This is a genomic window from Nonomuraea aurantiaca (assembly GCF_020215705.1).
Classification (GTDB): Bacteria; Actinomycetota; Actinomycetes; order Streptosporangiales; family Streptosporangiaceae; genus Nonomuraea; species Nonomuraea aurantiaca.
Genome location: NZ_JAIWNB010000016.1, coordinates 203881 through 228335 on the forward strand (window position 1 = coordinate 203881; position 24455 = coordinate 228335).

Consider the following 24455-nt stretch of genomic DNA (forward strand, 5'->3'; position numbering starts at 1 on the left):
CTGTGGCGGATGATCAAGAACGTCCCCTCCAGGGGATGAGCCGTTTCTCGGCGGCACGCAGGAGGCCGTCGATGAGCAGGCCCGAGACGCCGATGGCGACCAGCCCCAGAACCACAACGTCGGTCTGCAGGTAGCGCTGGGCGTCCCTGACCATGCCGCCGATGCCCGGCACCCCGTTGACGGTCTCCGCGGCGACCACGGAGGAGTACGCGATGCCGACGGCCAGCCGGACACCGGTGAAGATCTCCGGCAGCGCGTTGGGCAGCACCACGTCCTGGATGACATGCCATCGCGAGGCGCCCAGCGCCTTGGCCGCTTCGACCAGGTCCGTCGGCGCGCCGTGCACGGCCGCGGCGGTGGCCACCGCGACCGGCGGCAGCGCCGCGATGGCCAGCAGCCACAGCTTGGGCGTCTCGTCGATGCCGAACCAGATGATGAGCAGGCTGAAGTACGCCAGCGGCGGCAGCGCCCGTACGAACGTGACCGCCGGCTCTGCCACGACGCGGATCCAGGGCACCGTACCGAGGACGACCCCCAGGACGAGCCCGCCCGCCACGCCGATCGCGGAGCCGATGAGGATGCGGCGCAGGCTCACCCCGAGGTGCTCGATGAGCAGGCTGCCGCTGTAGCCGCGGATGCCGTCGTGCGTCGTGGACAGCAGCAGGAGCCGGTCCCACACCTCTTTCGGCGCCGGGATGAAGGAGGGGTTGTCGGCTGCAACGGCGACCACCTGCCACAGACCGAGCAGCGCGAGGACGGCGAGGGCCCGCACCGCGAACCGCCGGCCCGCCCGACGGCGCGGCACCGGCTTGTCCGGGGGTCTCTCACCCGGCGGGACGGCGTGGCCGTCCACGAGGGTGGCGGCAGGAGAGGGAGCGGTCATGACGATCGCTCCGCGCGGCGGCTATTCACATGTATTTCCTACCAATTTAGAAGGTTTTTTGCAAGCGGGCCGTCCACGTAAGCCGTCATAGGGGGATGGCCGAGCCCGTCAGCCGAGGGTGACCGTCAGCTGACGGTCACCCTGATCTCCGCGAACTCGTTCGCGGAGCTGGAGATCTTCACCCCCCACGTGCCGCTGCTCGCCGCCTTGGCCTTGATCACGTACTTGCCCTTGCCCTTGGTGACATTCTTGTGGTTGGTGCTGGATCCGTTGAAGAACAGCTGGGCCGTCTCGTTGTTGAGCGTGCTCCAGGGGTCGTTGACGCTGTCGCGCTTCTTCACCGTGCCGGTGTGCCGGACGGTCGCGTTCTTCCGGACCGACTGGCCACTGACCGTGTGGGACACCTGGTAAAGGCCGTTCTTCTCCACCTCCGAGTGCTGCTGGGCGCTGCGCGAGCCGCGCAGCGCCTCGGCATCGGCGAACCGCCCTCTCCCCGTGCCGGGCGGCCCGGAACCCGGCGTCCCGGAATCGTGCGAGCCGGAGCCGGGTGTCCCGGAGCCGGGGAACTCCGCTCGCCAGAAGCCGGAGTTCTGGGCGATGGCGACCGCGGTGAACTCCCCGTCCTCCCCCGTCTCCGTACGGGTGATCACGGTCCACGCGAACTCGTCGTCGGCGCGGAACTCCAGCAGGATCGGCCGGCCACCGACTCCCGCGGCGTCCGCTCGCAGGACACCGGTGAAGGTCAGCTCGTCGCCCTCGGGCACCGGATCGGGAGCGAGGCGGAAGCCGTCGATCCGCGTCACCGCGCCCGCCTCCGCCTCGGTCGCCACCGTGAAAGTGTCCTCCACGGCGTCACCGCGCGCGCTGACCCGCGCCCGCCAGATCCCCACGGCCATCACCACGGCCTCCGCCCGCCACAGGTCGCCGGCCTCGCCGCTCTCGACGTGTTCGAACGCGAGCCTTTCCCGCTCCCCGCCGGGGCCGTGCAGGAAACCGTCGAGGCGGCGTACGCCGGCGGTCGCGACCTCGACGACCAGCGGCGCTCCGGAGATCACCGGGACCGGCGTGATGTCGGCCGACTCGATGATCCCGTCGTCGCGCAGCAGCTTCCAAAGGATCGTGCGCGGGGTGGTCCTCAGGGTCGCCATGGTCAGCACACCTCTCTGAAGGGGATCTCGGGGATGAACCTGTCCCACTCGGCCGGGGTCAGGTCGGCGCCCGCGCGGGCGCAGATCCGGGCCACGGCCAGGGCGGGGTCGACAGGGATGGCGTGGATGGTGCCGTCCGTCGCGATGCTGCGCAGTTGCCGGCCGTCGGCGGAGAATCCCAGGGCCAGCACGCCGCCGGCGTGCGCCTTGAACGGGTCGCCCAGAGATGTACGGGCCGCCACGTCCCACAGCTGGACGCGGCCGCTGCTCCCGCCGGTGGCCAGGATGGCGCCGCCCGGCTGGAAGGCGATCGCCATGACCGTGTCGAACTCGCCGCGCCCCGGCGCCAGCCGCCCCAGCTGACGGCGGCCGAGCCCGTCCCACAGGTCGACGCCGAGTTGGCGGAAGCCGACCGCGATCGTCGCGCCGTCCGGGGCGTAGGCCAGCGATCTGGCCCCGTCGACGCTGCCGCCGAACGGCCGGTCGCGGATGACGTTCCCGGCGGGGAGGTCGATGAGGGCGGCGTCGCTGCCGCCGATCGCCAGGGTCTTCCCGTCGGGCCGGAAGGCCATCGCGTCGAACCCGTCCCTCGGCAGGGCCGCGAGCCGCCGGGGGCTGCGGACGTCCCACAGTTCGGCCCTGCCCTCTGCGGGGGACACAGCCAGGGTGCGTCCGTCGGGGCTGAAGGCCAGGCCGTCGATGTACTGGCGGCCGCCCACCGGCAGGCGGGCGACCTCGGTCCGGCTCGCCACATCCCACAAGGTCACCGTGGTCGTCCCGGCCGATCCGGCCGCCAGCGTCCGGCCGTCGGGGCTGAACGCGAGGGCGTACGCGCCGCCGGCGTCCTCCGCGGTGTCAGCGTCTTCCGCGGTGTCGGGGTCGGCGGCGGAGGGATTGCGGTGGCCGAGCGTACCCAGTGACCGGCCGGCCGGGACGTCCCACAGCACCAGGCCGCCGCGCGTCTGCAGCGCGGCGACCCGTCCCGCGGGGTCGAACGCCGCGGCGGCCGCCGCGCCGGCCATATGGACGCCCGAGGTGAGGTCGAGCACCGCCACCGCGCCCCTGCCCAGCAGGTAGCTGAGCCGCGTGTGCCCGGTGTCGAGCCGGGCCGAGGGCATGCCGGAGGTGTCGGTCAGCGGGTAGTGCAGGATCGGATCGCCGGTCGCGACGTCCCAGATGGCGAGGGCCGTGCGGTCGTACGAGATGAGCAGCCGCCCGTCCGTGCTGAAGGACAGCCAGGCCGCCGTGATGCCGTCGACGAGCGAGTCCGGACGGAACCGCCGTCTGGTCAGGTCCCACAGCCGGATCTCGCCGCCTGTGGCGATCGCGGCCGTTCCGGGACCGAAGGCGACCGCGCCGCCCGTTCCCCTGACCCGGCGGCCCGAGCCCAGCTCCCACAGCTCATAGCGGGCGTCGGTGAAGGTGGCGGCGGCGTAGCGGCCGTCGTCGGAGAGGGTGATCCGGTCGATCCGCTCGTCCCGCGTGCCCATGACCAGCTTGCCGGTACGGGCGTCCCTGACCTCGCCCCTGCCCTCGGCCGTCGCCAGGCCGAGCAGCCGGCCGTCGCGACTGAGCACCGCGCCGAGCGCCGTCCCGGCGATGCGCGGGCCCGCGCGGCCTGTGGCGACGTCCCAGACCCGGACGTCATCGGGGCCGCACACCGCGACCTTCGCCTGGTCGCCGCTCAGGGCGATCAAGCGGACGCCCGTACCCACGCCGTCGACCGTGCGGATCGTCCGGCCGGCCTCGCGCAGGGTCACCCGGCCCGCGTCGGCGACCGCCAGCACGCGGCCGCCGGCGCTGAGGTCGAACCGCGCGTCCGCCCCGGCGGCGGGGGGCGGCAGCACGGTCAGCTCGCGCTGCGCCAGCGCGCTGTACAGCACGGCCCGCGCCTCCTGAACCGGCGCGATCCGCCAGGCCGCCACGCTCAGCAGCATGGCCTTGACGGGGTCGGAGGTCTGGAGCGTCTCGGCGAGCATCGCGGTCTTGCGGGCCACCGCGATGTCCCGCTCCCGTACGGCCGCCGCCCGTTGCCCGGCGGCCACGCCCGTGGCGGCCAACGCGACGACCAGCATGGCGGCCAACGCGGCCATGACCTGCCGCCGGCGACGGGCCCGGACCCGGCTGTAGGCCAGGCCCGCCTCCAGGAAGGCGTTCTCGACGAGGTTCAGCGTCACGTGCTGACGGCCCGTCGCGGCCCAGCTCAGCGCGGCCTCCAGGGAGCCGCCCTGGTAGAGGTCGCCGGTACGGCGGCCGTGCGCGTCCCACCGCTGGGCGGCCTCGCCGAGCCTGCGATGGATGCGCAGCCCCGCCCGGTCGGCGTCGATCCACCCGCGCATCCGCGGCCAGGCGCGCAGCAGGGCCGCGTTGGCCAGCGACACCGTGTCGCCGTCGCGTACCACCAGCTCGGCCCGGGTGAACCCGAACAGCACCCGGTCCAGCATGGGCGAATCGACGACCCCGTCGTCGAGCTCGCCGGCCGGCACCTTGCGCAGCATGTCCTCGGCGCCCTCGCCGGGCGTGACCAGGCGCAGCATGATCTGCGGCACGACCGCCTGGTCGGTGCCGCGCAGCCGCCGGTAGATCTGCTCGGCCACCAGCTCCAAGGGCGGCTGCGCGAGCAGGGCGGGCGGCCGGATCACGTCGGCCGCCCGGCTGCCCTCGGCCAGCAGCGCCCGCGTCCCGCCGCCGTCACGCGGAACGACATCCTCGCCACCGTCACGCGGGACCACATCCCGGCCGCCGTCACTCCGGACGACATCCCGGCCGCTGTCGCGTGAGACGACGTCCCGGCCGCCGACCAGGGCCAGCAGCAGGCTCCGGGAGCTGGGCCGCTCGCCCGGCTCCTTGGCGAGGGCCGCCGTGACCAGGGCGCGCAGCGGCTCGGCCAGCCCGGACACGTCGGGGGCGGCGGCGAGGATCTGGTGCAGCAGCCCCGCCAGGTTCTCGCCGGTGAACGGGTCCCGGCCGGTCGCCGCGTACAGGACGACGGCGCCCCACGCCCACACGTCGACGGCCGGGCCCGCGCGCTGGCCGATGACGCTCTCCGGAGCCATGAACGCCGGCGTCCCGGCGACCTGGCCTGTCGGGGTGAGCGACATCTCCGACGTCCTGGCGATCCCGAAGTCGATCACCCGCGGGCCGTCGGGGCCGATCAGGACGTTGTCGGGCTTCAGGTCGCGGTGGATCACCCCGGCCTCGTGGATCGCGGTCAGCGCGGTGGCGATGCCGGTGGCCAGCCGGTGCAGGTCGTCCGGCCGGTACGGCCCGGCGGTCGCGACCGCCCGGCGCAGGCTGGGGCCGCCGACGTACTCGCTGACGATGTACGGGCGGGGGTCGTCTAGCTCGACCGACAGCACCCGGGCCGTACAGAACGCCGACACCTGCCGGGTCGCCGCGGCCTCCTTGGCGAACCGGTCCCGCAGCTCGGCCCCGGCACCGGGGTGCAGCACCTTGATCGCCACCCGCTGCCCGGCCGGGTCGTACGCCTCGTAGACCACACCCTGGCCGCCCTCCCCCAGCCGGCCCGCGAGCCAGTATTCACCGAGCTGGCGCGGGTCGCCGGGAACAAGGGCGGGCATGTTCTCGATGGTGCAACGGCATCACTCCATCGAGAAGGGGTCCCGTACGGCTCTCCTAGGTCACCTCTCCTGACCGCGCGGCCAGGGAGGTGTAGACGGTCACCTCGTCAGGACGGACGAGGCCGTCCTGGATGGCGCAGATGAGCAGCTTCTCCTTGGTGGGCGCGGGCCGCCCCGCCGCCGCGTACTTGACGCGGGCCCGGTCGATGTACTGGCGTACGGTCCGCTCCTTGATCCCCATCCGCGCCGCCACCGACGCCTTGGACATCGACTGGAACCAGAACAGCAGCGCGGCCCGCTCCTTGTCCGACAGCTGCGGCCGGTGCGGGCCCTCGTCGGTCGCGATCGCCTGCGCCATCGGCGGCGTCATGCTCGGTTTGTCGGCGGCCACCTCCAGGATGGTCTCCAGGCAGGACTCCCGCGTGGCCCGTCCCTTGCCGATGAACGCCGAGGCTCCGGCGTCCAGCACGGCGCGCACGATCTCCGGCTCCTCGTGCTCGGAGAAGACGATGACCCGCTGCCCGCCCCCGCACAGCTCGGCGACCCGGTCGACGACCAGGGTGCCGTTGAGGTTGAGATCGAGCATCAGCACGTCGGCGGCCACGCCGCGGACGGACTCGATCGTCGACCCCTGGGCGACCAGGCACACCGGGCCCGGCGGGCTGAACCATGACCTGACGCCGTCCACCACGACCTGGTGATCCTCCACCAGGGCGACGGTCACGGGCCCTGCCAGATGCTGTTGACCCATAACTCCCCTCCCTGCCGCTGATAGGTGACGACGACGCCGCTCGGCTCGTGTACCGGGGTGGTGCTGATGGGCAGGTCGTCATTGTCGGCCACGACGGCCACGCTCATCATGGTGGACATCGCGGATACGGTGACCCTGGCCCGCGACCTGGCGCCGTCCAGTGCCCGGAGCGGCGCTCTGAGCAGGTCCTCGCGTACGCCTTCCGGCAGGTCGGGCAGGTTCTCGCCGAACGGCGGCGCCGTCACCAGCACCTGGCGCCGCTCGGCCGCGTCGATGCGCTCGCGCAGCGCCGAGACCAACGCGTCGGGCACGTCCTCCCGCTCGGTGATGAGGCGGCGCAGCCGCATGGCGCCGGCGGTGCAGTCCGCGCGGACGCGGGGATCGCCGGGATCGGCGCCGTCGGCCAGCTGCTTCAGCAACGACTCGGCCACGTCGCGGATGGCGTCGTACCTGCGCAGCCGGTCGGCGTGGATGCGCCGGGCGGACATCCGCCAGGCGTCGTCGGCGGCGAGCCGGCGGGCCAGCAGCACCGCGTCCTCGGCGCGCACGCGCAGCGTGTGACAGCCGGCCAGGTAACCGAGCTGGAGGGTGATGCTGCCCACCTCGACCATCAGGTACTTGGCGATGGAGACACGGTCGAGCGTCCCGGTCACGGCCATCGCCGCCAGCATGATGCCGGCGTTGGCGGCGAGGAAGACGAACAGCTCGCCCCGCCCGCGCGGCCGGTTCCACAGCAGCATGACGCCGAGCCAGCCCACCGAGCCCCAGCCCCAGTTGATGGGGCCGATCAGGTCCTTGGGGTAGCAGGCCACGATCACCGCGATGTCCAGGGCCAGCACGGGCACGGCGAGCTCGCGTCCCCGGGCCGGGCCGCTGGAGGTGCGCAGCAGGGCCACCGCGGCCAGCACGGCGATCGCGGTGTAGAGGAGCCAGGCCGCCGCCGCGACCGCCGGATAGCGGAAGTCGTACCAGCCGGTGATCGTGACCGTGAGGTCGTAGCCGGTGTGCCAGAGCATGGCGATCATGACGGCGCCGATCGCGGTGTAGCGGGCGTACCGCTGCGCGACCTGCTCGATCTCTTCGGTCACGGCCGCCACCACAGGCTCACCCGGGTCCCCTGGCCGCCGGAGGAGATCTCGGCGCCGCCGTTCGGCAGGGACCGCATCGTGTCGAGGATCGAGCCGCGCACCCCGAACCGGTCGGGCGGCAGCCGGTCCTGGTCGAACCCCCGGCCCTCGTCGGCGACCTCCACGCGGATCTCGCCGTCGCGCCTGCTGGAGAGCAGCTCCGCTTCGTGTACGCCGGAATGCCGGGCGACGTTGGCCAGCGCCTCGGTGACGGCGCGGGCGAAGCTCTCCGCGACCTCCCCCGGCACCGTCTCCGGCGTCAGGCTCCGGTGGACCTCCAGGCCCGTGACCCGCTCGGCCACCTCGTCCAGCAGGGCGTCCAGGGCGATGGAACCGGCGGCGGCGCGCGGCGTGTCCCGCAGTTTCTCCAGCGCCGACAGGTCGCTCGCCGCCTGGCCGCGCAGGGTGGGCGAGGGCTCGTCGTAGGTGCCCAGGCCGACCATCGTCAGCGTGTGCAGTGACGTCTCGTGGATGCTGCCGACCTGCCGCAGCTCGTCCTCGCGCCGCAGCCGCTCCACCATGAGCGTGATCTCCCTGCGCGCGCTCTCCCTCAGGAAGGCGTCCGCCGAGGCGGCCGAGCGGCGCAGCAGCATCATCAGCACCACGATCGAGAGGATCTGTACGACGTGCGTCCCCAGAGTGATGCTCACGTCCTGGGGAGGGGAGGCGAGCCGGGCCCCGGCCAGGTACGCCCCCGACACGGCCAGGCCGATGGGGACGGCCACCTTGGGCGGCCAGACGACCCCGGCGACGACGATGGTCATCGTGACCAGCCCCGCGATCCAGCTCGCTCCGTCCTCGAGCGCCTCCCTGGCCACGAGGTGGCGCTGTGAGAGGCACAACGCGATGGTGATGGCCACGTCACCGGCGGCCAGCCAGGTGGGCAGCAGTTCCCTGCGCCACACCAGCCGGGCGAACAGCGCCGTCCACACGAGGTCCACCGCCAGCATCGGCACCAGCCACGCGACGGAGACCGGCGGCACGGCCCCGAGCGCCGCGGCGACGACCGCCACCAGGCCCACGGCGACCCGGGCGGCCGCACCTGTCCGAGCGATGGCCTGCTCCAACTGCCTGGCCGCCGAGTCGTACCTCGTGGAACCGGGGTGAGCCATGCGCCGTCCGCTCGCGATGGGAGCACAAAACGGGTCTCACGATAACGCACCGAAAGTGAACGGAACGGCTTTCTCCGGTCGTGGCGGCGGTTGGGGTCAAGGGTCGGCATTGCTGTTTCCTCGGGCCGGCTTCTCTGCGGGATGCACGCGTCCTTAGCACCCTGAACCACCGGCCGCCGCGCCGCATGACGGCCGATCGGCCGTCAGCCGTATCACCGCGCGCGAGCGTGTACTGGGGCGCGTGTCGCGACGACCGCGACTGCTGGGGCGTGTGTCGCGACGACCGCCGGGGGGCGTGTCGCGATGACCGCGACGAGAGGGGACCTCATGACCTTCATCGTGATCGCCATCCTGATCTCCTGCCTGTCCGTGATGGCGATCCGTGGTCAGCGAGGGACCTGGCCGCCCGGGATGCCGGTGGCACGGCCACGGCTGTCGGCGGTACGTACGAGGGCTCGCGCGGCCGGCCGTCCGACGCGTACGTCATCCAGGAGCGCCTGATCGCGACGGCCAGCGGCGGCGGGCGACGCGGCGACACCTCCGCCGCCGTGGCCCTGGGCGCCGTGGTGGCGGCCCGGCCTCGGTACGGCGGGGCGCGGAAGGTGGACATGGACGGCTGGGCCCAGGCCGTGCACCACTCCGTGCGCACCGCCGCCCAGCGTGACCCCGCCATGTCCGCCCTGGTCAGCACGCTGGACCTGATCATCCTTGACGCGGCGGACGGCCCGTGCCTGCGCTTCGCCCATGTCGGGGACGGCGCGATCTGGCACTGCCCGAAGAGCGAGCGGCCACAGCCGCTCACGACGTCGTACTCCTTGGAGGACGGCTCGTCGCACTCCTCCGGAGACGGCTCGCACTCCCACGAAGACGGCTCGCACTCTTCCGGGGACGGCTCGCCGCAGTGCGGGCTGGGCCTGGCGTCCGCCCTGTCTCCGCAGGTCGGCACCGTCTCCCTCCGTCCCGGTGACCGCGTCGTCATCATCACAAACGGCGCGATCCGGGCGCTCGGGGTCTCCCGGATGGCGGAGCTCTTCGCCGGTGGCCCCTCGCCCGCCGCCTGCCTGGACAGGGTGTTCGACGAGATGGCCGCCGTGGAGCCGAAGGACGACGCGACCGTGGTCATAGCGGACTTCGTCACCACCTGAGGCGTCTCGCGGCGGCCGCAAGTGACGCCGCCGAACCGCCAGCCCCCTGCCGGCCCGCCCGCGCGTCCGTCCATCCGACCATCCGGTCGGCCGACCGACCGACCCTCCCCCGTCCGCGCGTCTGCCGGTTGTCCGGGAGGAGGTGGCAGGATCTCCTCATGGACTTCCGGGATCGAGTTCGAGGCTGCCTGCTCGGTGGGGCGATCGGTGACGCGCTGGGGGCGCCGATCGAGTTCCAGTCGCTCAGGGAGATCCGCAAGCAACACGGCAACGACGGCATTTCCGGATATGTCACCGATTGGCGTGGCAAAAGTGGGCTGATCACCGATGACACGCAGATGACGCTCTTCACGGTGGAGGGCCTCACCCGCGCCGAGACGCCGGTTGACGCCGTGGAGTCGGTACGCCAGGCGTACCAGCGCTGGCTCGACACCCAGGACCATCCCGCGCCTCCCCCGCCGGACGGTCCGCACCGTACGAGCCGGTTGCGCGAGGAGGGGTGGCTGTACTCCCGGCGGGCACCCGGCAACGCCTGCCTGTCGGGACTGCACCGGCACTTCCCCGGCCCGGCGCCGCTCGGCGAGCCAGGCCCGGTGAACCCCGATTCCAAAGGGTGCGGAACGGTCATGCGCTCGGCCCCGTTCGGCCTGGCGGTCAGAGACCCTCGGGCCGCCTTCGAGCTGTCCGCCGCCTGCGCGCAGATCACCCACGGGCATCCGACCGGGTACCTGGCCGCCGGGGCGTTCGCGGCGATCATCGCGCTCCTGGCGGCGGGGCGGCCGCTGGCGCAGGCCGTACAGGATGCCCTGGATCTGACGTCCGCTTACCCGCGGCACGAGGAGACGACCGGCGCGCTCCGCGCCGCGGTCGCACTGGCCCGCAGCGGCGAGCACACGCCCGAGGCGGTCGAGTCGCTCGGCGGGGCCTGGGTGGCCGAGGAGGCGCTGGCCATCGGGGTCTACTGCGCGCTGGTGGAGCCGTCGGTGGAGCGGGCGATGCTGCTGTCGGTCAACCACTCGGGAGACAGCGACTCCACGGGCTCGGTCTGCGGCAACCTCCTGGGCGCCGTGCACGGCCCCACGGCGTTCCCGGCCGCGTGGTCACGACCGCTGGAGGGCCGGGAGACGATCGAGAGGCTCGCCGACGAACTGTCGGCCACGTTCAGCTGATCCGTCGGCCGTACGCCGGTCCCCTCCCAGACTCCGTCAGCCGTGCGGCGGTCCGCCCCGGGTTCCCTCCACCGTGCGGCGGTCCTCCCCCAAGGCGTGTATCGAAAGCGCCGGTCACAGTCACCCGTTGCTCTGAGGCAGGGGTAAACCGCTACTTCAGCGGTGGATGCGGCGGGTACGGTGTGGCTGCGGCCGGTCATCGCGTGCAGCGGCGGCTTACAGAGACAGACGCGCGGACACGAAGGAGCGAATGGTGCCAGGCGCTGTACTGCGAGGGGTGACTTTGGACTGTGCCTACCCGCAGGTGCTGGCGGGCTTCTACAGTGCACTGACCGGGATGCGCGAGCTCTTCAGTACGGACGAGTTCGTCGCTCTGACGGACGACTCCGGCTGTGATCTGGGATTCCAGAGGGTTGACGGATACCGGGCTCCGCAGTGGCCGGGTCAGGACGTGCCACAACAGTTCCACCTGGATTTCCGCGCTGACGACCTCGATGCGATGGAAGAGCTGGCGCTGGAACTCGGCGCGGCCAAACCGGCCCATCAGCCCGGCGACGGACGCTGGCGGGTACTCCTGGATCCGGCTGGCCACCCCTTCTGCCTGACGTCTTCCTGACATCCCCGGCGTTGACAGGTATCCCCCGTCAGACGCCGTAGCGCTCAAGCGTGGTCGGGCGGTTCATCAGCTGCTGGCCGCCTCGGAGAGGGCATGGCATCGGCTGTGCTGGTCACAGCCGCTCGTTCATGGCCGCGACGAGGACGGTCGCCTCGGCTCATCCGGTGCGACACCGACACCGACGAACTGGTCTTCTACCGGTGCTGGCTCCGACCCCGACATCCCTCGCCGCACTGATCAAGGTCGCCGGGAGGAGGTGGAGCATCGAGGACTCGTTCCCATCCGGAAAGGGGCTGACAGGGCTCGATGAACACCAGGTCCGCCGCTACCCGTCGTGGGCGCGGTGGGCCGTGCTGGTCATGCTCGCCCACGCCGTGCTTGCCGTCGCCGCGGCCGAGCAGCCCGACCTGCCCGAAGACACCGGCCTCCTCCCACTGACCCGCAACGAGATCGCGCACCTGGCCGCCATCGCCCCGCTCGCGAGGCTCTACCCGCCAGGACACCACCACCGCTGGTCGATCTGGCGACGACGCCACCAGCACCGCGCCCAAACAATGCCACTACCGGCGATGGGTGTCCGCTAGGTCGTAGGTCCCAGCGTTATTGCCCCACTACGAACACCGGCTCGACGTTCAGCTCGCTGATCAGCCAACCGTCGGGCGTTCGGACGGCCTTGATGCGGGACAGCCCGTAGCGCCGGGAGGCCGGCACGAGACTGTCGGCGTGGCCGGACAGGGCGGTGATGTAGGCGCGGATCGTCGCGGTGTCGCCGTCGACCTCGATCTGCACGCTGCTGAACCGGTGGAGCAGGCGGGCGTAGTCCTTGTTGCCGGCCTCGATCTGTGCGATCAGGACGTCGCGGCCGGACCCGGTCCCGTTGCGGGTCGCGCCGGTGGCGTCCTGCGTCAGAACGGTGTTCAGGTCGTCGAAGCGGTGCTCGTCCAGGGCCCGGCCCAAATGCGACAGCAGGTCGTACAGCTCGGCCCGGTCGGCCAGGGTTCGCAGGTCGTAGTTCATGAGGTGTCCTTTCGCGACTGGTGGATGAAAGGAACCTTGCGGGGCGCAGCGGGGTGCGCGCATCACTCCTGGCCCGTTCTTGCGCAAAGTCGCAACGGTGTCCGCCCCGCGTTGCCGCCGCTCGGTTTTCTGGGGCAGGATGCGGATTCACGGGGTGGGACGTCAGGGGGTGGCCGGCGATGTCTGATGTGGCGTGGCTGCAGTCGCTGCGGGCCGGGCGCGGGGTGTGCCCGCTGTTCGGGGCCGATGCCGTGGTGGCCCGGTTCGCCGAGATCGTCTCCGTCGACCGCAGCGAGCGGCTGGTCATGGTTCCCGCGTCGTCCCAGCGCCCGCTGCTGGGGATGCTCCCGATGCCGCCGGATGTGCGTACGCGCTGGCTGGGGTCGGCGCCGTCGAGCCATGACGCGCGCCTGATCGCCGCTGGCGCCGAACATCGGATCCTGTCCACCCTGCCGGCCAAGATGGTCATCATCGACCGGGCGGTCGTCATGACGCCCATCGACCCGGGGGATCCGCTGAAGGGGGTCTGGCAGATCACCGCCAAGCCGCTGGTGCGCGCCCTGGTCGAGATGTACCAGCGGCTGTGGGGGCAGGCGGCCAAGCCGGTGCGGTGGCCGGCGGGGCTGTCGGCCAGGGAGCGCGCCGTAGTGACGCTGCTCGCCGAGGGCTGCACCGACCAGATGGTGGCCGAGCAGTTGGGCCTGAGCCGGCGCACCATCACCTACACGGTCGCGGACCTGATGGAGAAGTACGGGGCGCGCAGCCGGTTCCAACTGGCGCTGCTGCTGGGCGGAGTCGCTGACGGGAGCCATCAGAGGGCGTAGTTACGCAGGACGGCGAGTGCCTGGGCGCCGTACGGGCCCGTCGCCTTAAGCATTGAGTCGGCGGGGGCAAGGCGGTGGGCGCCGACGCGGCAGAAGTCGGCGGCGGGGCCCGTGACAGTGGAGGCGGCGGCGGGGTCGCCGAAGCGCCAGAGCTCGCCGTCGGGTGAGGTCAGCTCGCAGTAGACGGGCCCACCCTCCACGCCCGCGACGTCGAAGGCGTACGGCAGGGTGCGGTGGCCGAGCCAGGCGATGTGGCGCAGACGCGAGGTGTCGGGGTAGGGGATGCCGAGGGGTGCCGTGATGTCGTTGGCATGGGCCCAGTGTTCGGCCAGCCGGGTGGTGGCCAGGGTCGCCGGGGACAGCGGGGTGGCCACCCAGGACAGACGGGTGCCCTTGGGCTGGGCGCGCAGGGCGGCGGGGATGGCGAAGGCGGCCCGGCGCCAGCGGGCCAGGAGATCGGCGGGGGCGATGCCCCGCTGAGCGGCCACCCTGGCGTCCGCCGCCGCATCCACCCCTCTACCGGGCTCCCGATCGGAGGCACCTCTGGCGGGCTCCCGACCGGACGCGTCGCCTCCGGACTCCTGGCCGGGCGCGCCGTCGGCGGCGGGCTCGCGCCTGATCGTGACGTCGTTGCCCGCGAGTGAGGCGGCGGCGAGTTCCTCGGTCTGGGCGAGGTGGAGTACCACGTCGGAGACGGTCCAGCCCTCGGCGGCCGACGGGTGGGACCACTCGGCGGGGGTGAGACCGGCGAGGACGACGTCCAACTGCTCGTACTCGGCCTTGAGGTCGTCGAATATGTCCGTCATAGACAACAACACTACCGAACAATGTTCTGCCATGGGCGAAAGGCGCCGGGCGGCCTCGCCCGGTCGCGTACCAGGTGGATGACCGTTCGTGGCGGGAGCGCCCCGGATGGCGATCGTCGCCCTGGCCCGCTCGGAACGGCTCGACAGGCCGGTTCGGGCAGGGCGTTGAGGCGGGTTGCCGCTCCCGGGAAGGCGAGCGATCTCAGAAGCAGGTGGGAGGACGGATAAGGAGGCCGGAGAGTCGTGAGGCGTTGCCGGCTTCGCCGAGGAGTTCGGCGCCGTGGGCGCGCAGGCGGGCGGCTCACCGCTGGAGGAGATCCAAGGCGCAGACCCGGCCAAGGCTTTGACCGCACCGCCCAGTTCAGGCCGTGACCTGGGTACGACCACCAGGGTGTGAGCGGCACGAAAGGATCCGCGCAATGATGACTGGCACGTCCTATGAGATCAGCCGGACCGGCGTCCTTCTGGTAGATCCCTACAACGACTTCTTGTCCGAGGGCGGCAAGACCTGGCCACGGCTGAAGGAGGTCGCCGAGAGCGTGGGGCTCCTCGACCATCTCCACGCGGTGGTCACGGCGGCCCGGGACGCGGGGATCCGGGTGTTCATCGTCCCGCACAGGCGGTGGGAGCCCGGCGACTACGAGGACTGGAAGCACCCGAACCACACCCAGCGCGGGATCCAGGAACGCCATACCTTCGCAAAGGGCACCTGGGGTGGCGAGTTCCACCCCGATTTCGTCCCGCAGGACAACGACATCGTCGCCAAAGAGCATTGGGCGCAGAGCGGCTTCGCCAACACCGACCTCGACCTGCTGCTCCGCCAGCACGGCATCACCCATGTCATCCTCATCGGCCTGATCGCCAACACCTGCCTCGAATCGACCGGCAGGTTCGCCATGGAGCTCGGATACCACGTGACCTTGGTCCGGGACGCGACCGCGGCCTTCTCGGCGGAGATGCTGCACGCGGCTCACGAGCTGAACGGGCCCACCTACGCCCACTCCATCGTGACGACGGACGACCTCCTCACAGCCATCCACTCCGCTCGATGAAGCCCCGGGTCGTGCTCGCGACCGTCTCGTGCTGGTCTACCTCCGCAAAGACGAGACGTTCGCCGAGATCAGCGCGGGTTTCGGAGTGTCGGCGACCACTGCGTGGCGGTATGTGGAGGAGACCGTGATGCTGCTGTCGGCCCGCTCGCCCAAGCTGAAGCAGGCCTTACACAAGGCCGTCCAAGACGGGCCGACCCACGTGATCCTCGACGGGACGCTCATCAACACCGACCGAGTGAAGGCCGACCGGCCTATCTTGACCACGGTGATCGTATTCCGAGGTCGGCGCCGGGGTATTCCTCCTGCCGCCGGGGCCTGCCACCGAACATGGCGCGCTCCGCGACATCGGCACACTTCGGAGGCTCAGCATGCCTGGCGACTTCATCCAAGAGGTACGAATCTACCAGTGCGGCACCACCTCGAACGGAGGTGCGATCATGTGCTCGGAAATAGGATGGGCCAAGGTTCCTTTCACGATCATGTCCGCGGAATCAGACAATGGGGCGAACCTGGGGTGGCAGGAGGTCGGCCACACCGATATTCACATTCCGCTGAAGAGACTCGTCTCGGTCATGAAACAACACGGCATAGACGTGCGCTATGACGAAGAGGAATTGGCGCGCCGCATCGGCTCGCCACCCGAAGCAGTTGACTATTAGCACCTCACTCATCTTTGCGCCAGCGGGCGCGCAGGTGGAAGGCGGCCGTCTTGGGACGGCGGTCGCGGGTGAAGACCCCCTTCTTGTTGCCGTCGACGCGAAAGATGCCCGGTGAGGTGGCGAAGTCGGCGAAGTTCCACACCTGTTCGCCCACCACCGCGTCGACCCGGTCGAAGACCCGGTGATACACGTCGAGCAGCTCCGCCTGATACTCCTCGGTCCACGGGCTGGGCACGATGCCGCGCAGGCCGGGGTAGGTGTCGGCGCCGTACTCGGTGATGACGATGGGCTTGCCATGCAGTGCCGCCCACTGCCGTAGCTCGGTCTCCAGCGCGGTCTCGGCCGCTTCCAGATCGCCGGGACCGAAGTACCAGCCGTAGTAACGGTTGAGCAGGACCACGTCGAACAGGTCGGTGACCACGCACTGATCCGGCGGCGCGAGCAGCGCGTTGACGTAGGCCACGGGCCGGGTCGGGTCGAGGCGACGGGTTTCCGCGGCGAGTGGGGCGAAGTAGTCGCGCGCCTCTGGTTGGACGTGGTCGGGTTCGTTGGCCACGGACCACAGCACGACGCTGGGACGGTTCTTGTCGCGCGCCACCAGCTCCTGGAGCGCCCGCAGGTGGACGCGCTGGGTCTCTTCGCTGACCGCGTCCGGGGAGAAGGTGAGCACCCGTTCGCCGGAGCTGAAGACGCCGCCGCCGATGTTGCGGTTGAGCCCGACGGCGGCCGTCTCATTGATGACGACGATGCCGTGCCGGTCGGCGTAGTCGAGAACCTCCTCCGCGTACGGGTAGTGCGAGGTGCGGAAGGAGTTCGCGCCGATCCACTCCATCAGGGCGAAGTCATGCACCATCAGCACGTCGTCGTGCCCCTTGCCGCGCACCGCCGCGTCCTCGTGCTTGCCGAAGCCCTTGAAGTAGAAGGGAGTTCCGTTGATCAGGAACTGCTTCCCGCGGACCTCCACCGTGCGTACGCCTACCGGCTGCCGGTAGCTGTCGGTGACCTCCCCGGATGTGCCGAGCAGCGCGGCCTCGAGTTCATAGAGGTAGCCGTCGCCGGGCGCCCACGGATGTACGTCGGGCACCCGCAGCGTGCCGACCGCACCTGTGGCGGCGGCCACCTCGGCACCGGAGGCATCGCGCAGCGACACGCGGACCGAGTCCGTCTCCCCGGTGCTGTCCGCCCGGTAGCTGATCACGCCGGTGGTGTCGTCGAAGGCCGTGGTGACCGTGATGTCGCTGATGTGCGCCAGGGGTGTGGTGTAGAGCCAGACCGGCCGGTGCAGGCCCGCGTAGTTGAAGAAGTCGTGGAAGTAGCGCTGCACCCGGCGGCCGTCGGGACGTTCCTCGATGATGCCCGGCGGGATCGTCGCCCAGCTCAGCTCGTTGTTGATCACAACGGTGACGCGGTTCTCGGCTCCCGGTCGTACGTGCGCGGTCACGTCCGCTTCGAACGGGGTGTAGCCGCCTTCGTGGGTGACGACCTCGGTGTCATTGACCCAGGCGGTCGCGCGGTGGGTCGCGGCGTCGAACCGCAGGACGATGCGCTGCCCTGTCCACTGGGCGGGCACCCACACGTTCGTCTGGTACCAGGCGTCGCCGACATGGTCCCGGACTGTTACGTCGGGGTAGATGTCGTTGTAGCTGGCCGGTACTGGGATGTCCACGGCTCCCGCGAGGGGCGAGCGCCACCAGCCTTCGGCGCGGCCTGCTCCCTCTGCGTCCAGCCGGAACCTCCACAAGCCGGCCAGGGAGCGGCGGTCGCGGGTGGGGCCGTCCTGCGGGCGAAGCATGGTCGGTGCTCCTTTACTCCGCGCGGTGATACACGCGGTGGTCGAGTGGTAGACGGCGTCGATCGAGGGGACAGACGCCTATTTGATGCCGGTGCTGGCGATGCCCTGGACGAACTGTCTTTGGAGGAAGAGAAACAGCAGCAGGATCGGGGTGACGACGGTGACCGCACCGGCGAGCAGCAGACCGTAGTTGGTGCCATTGGCGCCCACCGAGAACAGGGCGAGCGCGACCGGCAGCGTGTAATGATCTTCGGTCTGCGCGATCACCAGCGGCCACAGGAAGTTGTTCCACTGGGCGAGGAAGGTCAGGATCGCCAGTGTCGCCAGAGGGGGACGGCAGAGCGGGACGATCACCCTGAGAAAGATGCGTGTTTCACCGGCACCGTCGAGGCGGGCCGCTTCGACAAGAGAATCCGGAATGTCGTGGATGAACTGGCGCATGAGAAACACGCCGAGCGGCGTCACGAGGAAGGGCAGAATCAACCCCAGATAGGAATTGCTCAGCCCCATGTTGCTGACGAGGACGAAGAGTGGCACGAAAGTGGTGGCTCCGGGAATGATCAGCATCGTGAGGACGAGGCCGAACAGGAGGCGCTTTCCGGCGAACTCCATCTTCGCGAAGGCGTACCCGGCCATGGAGCAGAAAAGCAGATTGCCCATGACACACGTCACGGCGACCAGCGTGCTGTTGAAGAAGTACAGGCCGAAATTCTGTTTCGCCAGCAACAGCTCGAAGTTGTCCAGCGTCGGCGAACGGGGCAGCCAGGAGCTCGGATACGCGACGATTTCCCCGGTCGGCTTGACCGATCCCAGGAACATCCACGCGAACGGTGCCAGCGTCGCGATCAGGCCGACGACGAGGGCGCCGTAGAGCATGATGCGGGCAGGTCGGATGCGTCGGAGTACGCCGATGCCGGACGTGGCCGCACCGGTGCTCGCGCTCATGGTGGTCATATCACGCCTTCGCTCGGAAGATACGGAACTGCACGAGGCTGAGCAGCGCGATCGCGGCCACCAGCACGTACGAGGCGGCGGAGGCCGTGCCGTAGTTGCCGAAGCCGAATTGCTCGTAGGCGTAGTAACTGATCGAGGTGGTGCTGTCCAGCGGCCCACCACTCGTCATCACGAACGGCTCCTCGAAGAACTGCAGGTAACCGATGCTCAGCAGCACGGCGACCACCAGCGTGACCGGCCTGAGCAACGGCAGGGTGACACTGCGGAAAGTGCGCCAGCGGGTAGCGCCGTCGATGCGGGCCGCCTCGCGCAGTTCCTCGGGAATGGACTGCAGTCCGGCCAGGAAGATCACCATGGGGATGCCGAAGTGGCGCCAGACCGCCATGAGGATGAGCGCGGGCATGGACCAGTTCGGATCGTTCAACCAGTCCGGGCCGTGGATTCCCACGACGGCGAGGGCGGAGTTGATCATTCCGTCCTCCTCGTAGAGATACCTCCACACCACCGCTATCGCCACGATGCTGGTCACCACGGGCGCGAAATACGCGACCCTGAAGAGCCCCTTCGCCCGCTGGATCCCGGAATTGAGTGCGACGGCGAGCCCCAAGGCGATGATCATCGTCAGGGGGATTCCCGCGACGACGAAATAGAGCGTGTTGAGGGCCGCCCGGAGAAAGGTCGGATCCCCGAACAGGGTGGTGTAGTTCTCCAGGCCGACGAAGTCGACGCTGAAGGGTGCCCGTACGTCCCGGCTCGTGATGTCCGTGACGCTCATCGACAACGAGGAGAGCACCGGCCATAGGCCGAAGGTGGCGAAGAGTGCGATGAAGGGCGCGCAGAAGGCCCACGCGACCAGTGTGCGCCGGGAGTGTGCTGACATGGCCTGCGGCGGCCCGGTCCGCCGCGGCCCGGCAGCCCGGCCCGACGAGGATTTCACGGTGGCAACAGAGGTCATCTCTACACCCCGGTTCCGATCGCCGACGTCTTCTTCTGGATCTCCTGCAGGGCCGCCTGGGGCGAGGAGACGCCCTTGGCCACCTTTTCGAACTCGGCGTCCAATACCGCGGTGACCTGGCGCCATGTCGTGGTGTTGGGTCCGGGCTGGGCCGTCTTCAGCTGGGTGCGGAACACCGCCAAAGTCGCGTCGGTCGCGAGCTTCCCCTCGTTCCAGGCCGACTCGACGGCAGGCAGGTCTCCGGACAGGTCGTACCAGGCCTTCTGGGCGTCAGGACCGCCCATCCACCGGATGAACTTCCAGGCACCCTCCCGGTTCTTGGCGTCCTTGAACACCGCCCACTGCCCGCCGCCGATGTAGCTGGCGTTGGACTTCGGGCCGGTGGGGAGCGGCGTGATGCCGACCTTGTCGTCGACGAAGGGCGCGCCTCCGGCGGACTTCAGCAGGTTCTCTTCCCAGGGGCCGGCGATGAGCGCGGCAGTGGACCCGGCGACGAACTGTGGCTCGATCTCTCCCAGGCTCACCGGGCCGTTCGGGCTGGTGATCTTCGAGGTGATGAACGACCGGTAGAACTCGAGCCCCTTGAGCGCCTCCGGGGTGTCGAAGGTGAACTTGGTGCCGTCCTCGTTCATGATCTGGGCGCCGGCCTGCCACATGAACGGCACCACGCTCTGCCAGGTCGCCGTGGCACCGGTGGGCAGGGACAGCCCCCACTTGGCACCTTGCTTCTGCAGGGCCTGGAGGAACGGACCGTACTCCTCCCAGGTCTTGGGTGCGGAGACCCCGGCGGCCTTGGCCATGTCCTTTCGGTAGAACAGGGAGCGCGTTTCCACGTACCAGGGGACGCCGTACTCGGCTCCCTCGAAAAGGGTGCTCTGAACAGCGCCGCGATAGAAGGAGCCGTAGTCGACGAGCTTGGACGGGACCTTTTCCAGTCCGCCCGTGGACGCGAACGCCGCGAGGTCCACCGCCCCCACCATGGTGGCGTCCGGAGCGTCTCCTGAAGCGATCGCGGTCTGTACCTTCTTGGCGTAGTCCTGCCAGGGAACCGCAGTCACCTGCACTTTCGCACCGGGGTTCGCCTGGCTGAACTGGGCGGCGAGCTTGGGCAGCAGTTCACCCTCGGTGCCCATCGCCCATACGGTGATGGTGCCGTCGGCGGGTTCGGCGTCGATCGGGGCGCCCGCGGCGGGCTGCGCCTGGCGGGCGTCGGACCGACCGCAGCCGGTCAGGAGCAGGGCGACGGCCAGGCCGCCGACGAGTGACTTCGCAATGGTTGAGCTGAGCATTGTGGTCCCGGTCCTCTTCACCCGAGGGAAGCTCCACCGCTTCCTCCGCAAGTCGTGGTGTGGGTGAGCGAGACGTTATCCCAAAAACCGAACAGTTGCCATAATTTCGTTGGGCGAATTCCCCCTGCAACGGGCGCGGGGCCCCTAGGGTTGATCCCATGACCCAAGAGATGGCGAGCCGACCCGGCACGCGGCGGGGCCCCTATGCCAAGAGCGCGCGCCGCCAGGCCGAGATCGTCGCCTCCGCGACGTCCGTCTTCTCGGCCCGCGGCTACCGAGGGGGGTCGCTGCGGGAGATCGCGAAGCAGCTGGACCTCAGCCTGACCAGCATCGTGCATCACTTCCCCAGCAAGAGCGCGCTTCTCGTGGCCGTACTCGAGAACGCCGACTCCGCGCACGCCGACTCCTTCACGGCGGACTGCCAGGAGCAGGGGGTGGCGTACGCCGTGCTGCAATACGTTCACCGCAACCTCGAACGCCCCGAGATGCTGAGACTGCTCGCCCTCATGGCCGCGGAGTCGTCGGCTTCGGACCATCCGGCGCACGACTGGTTCCGCGACAGGTACGAGAGATTGATCGAGTCGCTGGCGATCGCCATCCGCCGTGACCAGGACATGGGCCGCGTCTCCAACAGCAGGACCCCCGAGGGCCTCGCCGAGTCCCTGGTGGCCCTGTGGGACGGACTTCAACTCCAGTGGCTCATCAACCCGCAGCGCGACCTGGTCGCGGCGATGACGACCTCGATGGCGGATCTCCTGGAATCCCGGCCGTAGAGCGCCAGCAGAACTGAAAGTTTCACTCCCAGCAAACCGCCTTGTCATGCTCTGGCCAGCCATGACGCCTTCTTATCGGACACCGGAGATCGCGTCTGCGTTGACGACCGGAAAGCGCTTTCCTACATTGACGGTCATTCACTCACCTGTCTTTCGTTCACATACGCGTACGGCAGGCGAAGGCATCCGCAGGGAGGCAACCGTGAGAAAGACGATCCGGGCCCGGATAGTGGCGATGGTGGCCGCCGCGCTGGCCTTGGCCGGCGGCATCGCGAGCGGGCCGCCGGCATCCGGCGCGGCCTGGCCGACGCCGAGCGGCCAGCAGGCGGTCGGCGCGACGATCAACGTATCCGGCACGGTCGACGGCAAGATGATCCGCTACTACGGCACCGGGGACCTGGGCAGCGGCGGGCAGGAAGAGGACCAGAGCCCGATCTTCAAGCTCGCCAACGGCGCGGTGCTGAAGAACGTCATCCTCGGCGCTCCCGCCGCCGACGGCATTCACTGCACGGGCACCTGCACCCTCCAGAACGTCTGGTGGGAGGACGTCGGCGAGGATGCCGCCACCTTCAAGGGAACCTCGTCGTCCCAGACGATGACGATCGACGGCGGCGGCGCCAAGGCGGCCAGCGACAAGGTCTTCCAGCACAACGGCCCCGGCACCATGTACATCAGGAACTTCCAGGTGACGAACTTCGGCAAGCTCTACCGCTCCTGCGGAAACTGCTCCAAGCAGTACGCGCGCCACGTCGTGATCTCCAACGTCACCGCCACGTACCCGGGCAAGACGCTCGCCGGCATCAACACCAACTACGGCGACACCGCCAGGCTCTCCGGCATCACGATCGTCGGCGACTCCAGCAAGAAGATCGTGATCTGCGAGAAGTACAAGGGCGTGACCAGCGGCGAACCCACGAAGATCGGCAGCGGCGCCGACGGCGTCAACTGCGTCTACGGCAGCTCGGACATCACCTACCGGTAAGCACAGGACGCCAAGGCCTGGTTCAGCAACTTCGGACCCTGCGTCGACCTCAACGCACCAGGGGTGGGCATCCCGTCCGTCCCTCTGGCCGGGATTTACCCGAGCGTTCTGAGCGGCACGTCGATGGCGGCTCCCACGGTGGCGGGGGTGGCCGCCCTCGTCAAGGACCGGTACGGCGATATGTCGTCCAGCGTCGTCAACGCCTTGATCATCAAGTGGGCCCCTTAGCTCGCGATCAACGGCAACCCGCTCTCCACGCCGAACCGCCTGCTGTTCAAGCCCTGACCCGCCCCTCGTCCTCGCCGGCCTGATAGTCGAACCAGTCGAAGCTCGCGCTGCCGTCGGTGACGTACATGCCGATGACCCGCCCCGTGAAGCCGGTCGCCACCTCCGTGGACAGGTAGCGGCCGTCCAGCTCGGCCAGGAGCACTCCGCCGGCGGAGAAGGCGATGGTGTCCGGACCACGAGCGCCGACGCCGACCGGCTCGCCAACCGCTGCGGTGACGGATGGCGGCAGGAGGTCGCGCGTACGGAAACCGATGGCGAGGGTGACCGGCCCCGGCGGCACGGGCTGGTCGGCCACACACTGGCGCACCGGGCCGATCCGCGCGATCAGGCGCGCCCGCCCCTCGTGTACTTCCAGGTCGTAGTGGTGGGCCTCGTCCAGGCGCACGGACAGCCCGGCCGTGGCCGATCCCGGCTCCAGAAGAGCGGCGACGCGGCAGTCGTGATGCTGCTGGCGGCGACCGACGAAGGTGCATCCCGGGCGGTCCAGCGTGGCGCCGGTGGCGTGCAGGGTGAGACTGCCGGGGCGCTCGGCCAGCGACCAGGAGCCGTCCGGGCGGCTGCGCGGTGAGATCCAGTACGGCGCCAGCGCGGCGGCGTCGAAGTCGTCGCGCGGCGACGCCTCAGGGAGGGGATGCCAGGCGGCGGGTGCCGGATGGCGTTCGAGGACCGGGCCGACGACGGGCCAGCCGTCCACCCAGTCCACCGGGGTGAGGAACGTCTCCCGCCCGAGGACCTGGAACTCCGGTGTGTAACCGCGCGGGCGGGTGCCGAGCAGGACCATCCACCAGGTGCCGTCGGCCGCCTCCACCAGATCGGCATGGCCGGTGCTCTGGATCGGCCGATCGGTGCCGCTGTGCGACAGGATCGGGTTGGCCGGGCCCGCCTCGAACGGGCCGCGCGGCGAGCGGGCGCGGGCGATCGAGACGCTGTGGCCGCGCTCGGTGCCGCCCTCGGACATCAGCAGGTACCACCAGTCGCCCACGTGGTAGAGGTGCGGGCCTTCCGGATATTTCATGCCGACGCCTGACCAGGCGTCATACGGGCCCTCCAGGACCTTGCCCGCCGCCGGGTCGATGCGCGCGATCCGCGTACCCGAGAAGGCGCACCAGCAGGAGCCGTCCTCGTCCCAGGCCAGGTCGGGGTCGATGCCCGGCAGGTCGATCCAGACCGGGTCCGACCACGGGCCTTCGGGGCGGTCGGCGGTGACGATGAAGTTGCCCCGGCCGCTCACGTTCGTCGTGATCAGGTAGAACCGGCCGTCGTGGTGGCGGATCGTCGGCGCGTAGATCCCGCCCGAGGCGGGCACCTCAGGGGGCAGCTCCAGCTGTGACGGCCGGTCGAGCACGTTGCCCACCTGCCGCCAGTGCACCAGGTCGCGGCTGTGGAAGATCGGGACGCCGGGGACGTACTCGAAACTGGAGCAGACGAGGTAGTAGTCCTCGCCGACCCGGCACACACTGGGATCCGGGTGGAACCCGCCGATCACCGGGTTGTCGTACATCCGCACGTTGAGCGGTTCCTTTCAGCGAGAA

23 protein-coding genes and 1 pseudogene are annotated in these 24455 nt (G+C 70.0%); 11 read left to right on the plus strand and 13 right to left on the minus strand.

Annotated features, from left to right (window positions below; translation table 11 throughout):
- Nucleotides 1-13: 13 nt before the first annotated feature.
- The 6 genes from LDL49_RS33020 to LDL49_RS33045 form a co-directional block, all read right to left on the minus strand.
- Nucleotides 14-883, minus strand: a complete 870-nt coding sequence (locus LDL49_RS33020; RefSeq protein ID WP_225296882.1) for an ABC transporter permease — start codon at nucleotides 881-883, stop codon at nucleotides 14-16.
- Between the two features lie 125 nt (nucleotides 884-1008).
- Nucleotides 1009-2031, minus strand: a complete 1023-nt coding sequence (locus LDL49_RS33025; RefSeq protein ID WP_225296884.1) for a hypothetical protein — start codon at nucleotides 2029-2031, stop codon at nucleotides 1009-1011.
- A gap of 2 nt (nucleotides 2032-2033) precedes the next feature.
- Complete coding sequence (locus LDL49_RS33030) at nucleotides 2034-5612, minus strand: serine/threonine-protein kinase (RefSeq protein WP_225296886.1); 3579 nt, start codon at nucleotides 5610-5612, stop codon at nucleotides 2034-2036.
- A 55-nt stretch (nucleotides 5613-5667) separates the two neighbouring features.
- Nucleotides 5668-6363 (minus strand): DNA-binding response regulator, encoded by a 696-nt coding sequence (locus tag LDL49_RS33035; protein WP_225296888.1) that lies wholly within the window; start codon nucleotides 6361-6363, stop codon nucleotides 5668-5670.
- Nucleotides 6333-7451, minus strand: a complete 1119-nt coding sequence (locus LDL49_RS33040) for a hypothetical protein (RefSeq protein WP_225296890.1) — start codon at nucleotides 7449-7451, stop codon at nucleotides 6333-6335. The genes LDL49_RS33035 and LDL49_RS33040 overlap by 31 nt, the downstream gene beginning before the upstream one ends.
- Nucleotides 7448-8602: a sensor histidine kinase gene (locus LDL49_RS33045; RefSeq protein WP_225296892.1), complete on the minus strand. Its 1155-nt coding sequence runs from the start codon at nucleotides 8600-8602 to the stop codon at nucleotides 7448-7450. The genes LDL49_RS33040 and LDL49_RS33045 overlap by 4 nt, the downstream gene beginning before the upstream one ends.
- A gap of 269 nt (nucleotides 8603-8871) precedes the next feature.
- On the opposite strand from LDL49_RS33045, the gene LDL49_RS58590 reads away from it, so the two are divergent.
- From LDL49_RS58590 to LDL49_RS33065, 4 genes are all read left to right on the plus strand, one after another.
- Nucleotides 8872-9747 carry a SpoIIE family protein phosphatase gene (locus tag LDL49_RS58590; RefSeq protein WP_225296894.1) on the plus strand — a complete coding sequence of 292 codons (876 nt, stop codon included), beginning with the start codon at nucleotides 8872-8874 and terminating at the stop codon, nucleotides 9745-9747.
- Between the two features lie 158 nt (nucleotides 9748-9905).
- Nucleotides 9906-10916 (plus strand): ADP-ribosylglycohydrolase family protein, encoded by a 1011-nt coding sequence (locus LDL49_RS33055; protein WP_225296896.1) that lies wholly within the window; start codon nucleotides 9906-9908, stop codon nucleotides 10914-10916.
- A gap of 277 nt (nucleotides 10917-11193) precedes the next feature.
- Nucleotides 11194-11532: a VOC family protein gene (locus tag LDL49_RS33060; RefSeq protein ID WP_308016226.1), complete on the plus strand. Its 339-nt coding sequence runs from the start codon at nucleotides 11194-11196 to the stop codon at nucleotides 11530-11532.
- A 200-nt stretch (nucleotides 11533-11732) separates the two neighbouring features.
- Entirely contained in the window at nucleotides 11733-12116 is a 384-nt protein-coding gene (locus tag LDL49_RS33065) for a hypothetical protein (RefSeq protein ID WP_225296900.1), read from the plus strand.
- A gap of 16 nt (nucleotides 12117-12132) precedes the next feature.
- Here the strand turns inward: LDL49_RS33065 and LDL49_RS33070 are convergent, their stop codons facing one another.
- The gene (locus LDL49_RS33070; RefSeq protein WP_225296902.1) at nucleotides 12133-12549 is read right to left on the minus strand and encodes a nuclear transport factor 2 family protein; all 417 of its coding nucleotides are present in this window, start codon (nucleotides 12547-12549) and stop codon (nucleotides 12133-12135) included.
- Between the two features lie 179 nt (nucleotides 12550-12728).
- On the opposite strand from LDL49_RS33070, the gene LDL49_RS33075 reads away from it, so the two are divergent.
- Nucleotides 12729-13373 (plus strand): helix-turn-helix transcriptional regulator, encoded by a 645-nt coding sequence (locus LDL49_RS33075; RefSeq protein WP_225296904.1) that lies wholly within the window; start codon nucleotides 12729-12731, stop codon nucleotides 13371-13373.
- Here the strand turns inward: LDL49_RS33075 and LDL49_RS33080 are convergent.
- On the minus strand, nucleotides 13361-14179 hold the full coding sequence (locus tag LDL49_RS33080; RefSeq protein ID WP_225296906.1) for a maleylpyruvate isomerase family mycothiol-dependent enzyme: 819 nt from the start codon (nucleotides 14177-14179) through the stop codon (nucleotides 13361-13363). The two genes, LDL49_RS33075 and LDL49_RS33080, sit on opposite strands and share 13 nt — an antisense overlap.
- Before the next feature lie 419 nt (nucleotides 14180-14598).
- On the opposite strand from LDL49_RS33080, the gene LDL49_RS33085 reads away from it, so the two are divergent.
- The 3 genes and pseudogenes from LDL49_RS33085 (at nucleotide 14599) to LDL49_RS33095 (ending at nucleotide 15890) form a co-directional block, all read left to right on the plus strand.
- Complete coding sequence (locus LDL49_RS33085; protein ID WP_225296908.1) at nucleotides 14599-15231, plus strand: cysteine hydrolase family protein; 633 nt, start codon at nucleotides 14599-14601, stop codon at nucleotides 15229-15231.
- Between the two features lie 25 nt (nucleotides 15232-15256).
- Nucleotides 15257-15484: pseudogene (locus LDL49_RS33090) on the plus strand (helix-turn-helix domain-containing protein); the annotation flags it as partial.
- A gap of 115 nt (nucleotides 15485-15599) precedes the next feature.
- Nucleotides 15600-15890, plus strand: coding sequence for a hypothetical protein (locus tag LDL49_RS33095; RefSeq protein WP_225296910.1), 291 nt, complete (start codon nucleotides 15600-15602; stop codon nucleotides 15888-15890).
- A gap of 4 nt (nucleotides 15891-15894) precedes the next feature.
- On the opposite strand, the gene uidA is transcribed toward LDL49_RS33095, so the two are convergent.
- The 4 genes from uidA to LDL49_RS33115 form a co-directional block, all read right to left on the minus strand.
- A complete protein-coding gene (uidA, locus tag LDL49_RS33100; RefSeq protein ID WP_225296912.1) occupies nucleotides 15895-17682 on the minus strand; it encodes a beta-glucuronidase in 1788 nt (595 codons plus the stop codon).
- A 78-nt stretch (nucleotides 17683-17760) separates the two neighbouring features.
- Nucleotides 17761-18636: a carbohydrate ABC transporter permease gene (locus LDL49_RS33105; RefSeq protein WP_225296914.1), complete on the minus strand. Its 876-nt coding sequence runs from the start codon at nucleotides 18634-18636 to the stop codon at nucleotides 17761-17763.
- Nucleotide 18637: 1 nt separating this feature from the next.
- Nucleotides 18638-19591, minus strand: coding sequence for a carbohydrate ABC transporter permease (locus LDL49_RS33110; protein WP_225296916.1), 954 nt, complete (start codon nucleotides 19589-19591; stop codon nucleotides 18638-18640).
- Nucleotides 19592-19593: 2 nt separating this feature from the next.
- Nucleotides 19594-20880, minus strand: a complete 1287-nt coding sequence (locus tag LDL49_RS33115; protein ID WP_225296918.1) for a sugar ABC transporter substrate-binding protein — start codon at nucleotides 20878-20880, stop codon at nucleotides 19594-19596.
- Between the two features lie 158 nt (nucleotides 20881-21038).
- On the opposite strand from LDL49_RS33115, the gene LDL49_RS33120 reads away from it, so the two are divergent.
- The 3 genes from LDL49_RS33120 (at nucleotide 21039) to LDL49_RS33130 (ending at nucleotide 22863) form a co-directional block, all read left to right on the plus strand.
- On the plus strand, nucleotides 21039-21653 hold the full coding sequence (locus LDL49_RS33120) for a TetR/AcrR family transcriptional regulator (protein WP_225296920.1): 615 nt from the start codon (nucleotides 21039-21041) through the stop codon (nucleotides 21651-21653).
- Nucleotides 21654-21855: 202 nt separating this feature from the next.
- Nucleotides 21856-22635, plus strand: a complete 780-nt coding sequence (locus tag LDL49_RS33125) for a pectate lyase (RefSeq protein ID WP_225296922.1) — start codon at nucleotides 21856-21858, stop codon at nucleotides 22633-22635.
- A gap of 63 nt (nucleotides 22636-22698) precedes the next feature.
- Nucleotides 22699-22863 carry a S8 family serine peptidase gene (locus LDL49_RS33130; protein ID WP_225296923.1) on the plus strand — a complete coding sequence of 55 codons (165 nt, stop codon included), beginning with the start codon at nucleotides 22699-22701 and terminating at the stop codon, nucleotides 22861-22863.
- 46 nt (nucleotides 22864-22909) lie between these two features.
- On the opposite strand, the gene LDL49_RS33135 is transcribed toward LDL49_RS33130, so the two are convergent.
- The gene (locus LDL49_RS33135) at nucleotides 22910-24424 is read right to left on the minus strand and encodes a glycoside hydrolase family 43 protein (protein WP_225297011.1); all 1515 of its coding nucleotides are present in this window, start codon (nucleotides 24422-24424) and stop codon (nucleotides 22910-22912) included.
- Between the last annotated feature and the right edge of the window lie 31 nt (nucleotides 24425-24455).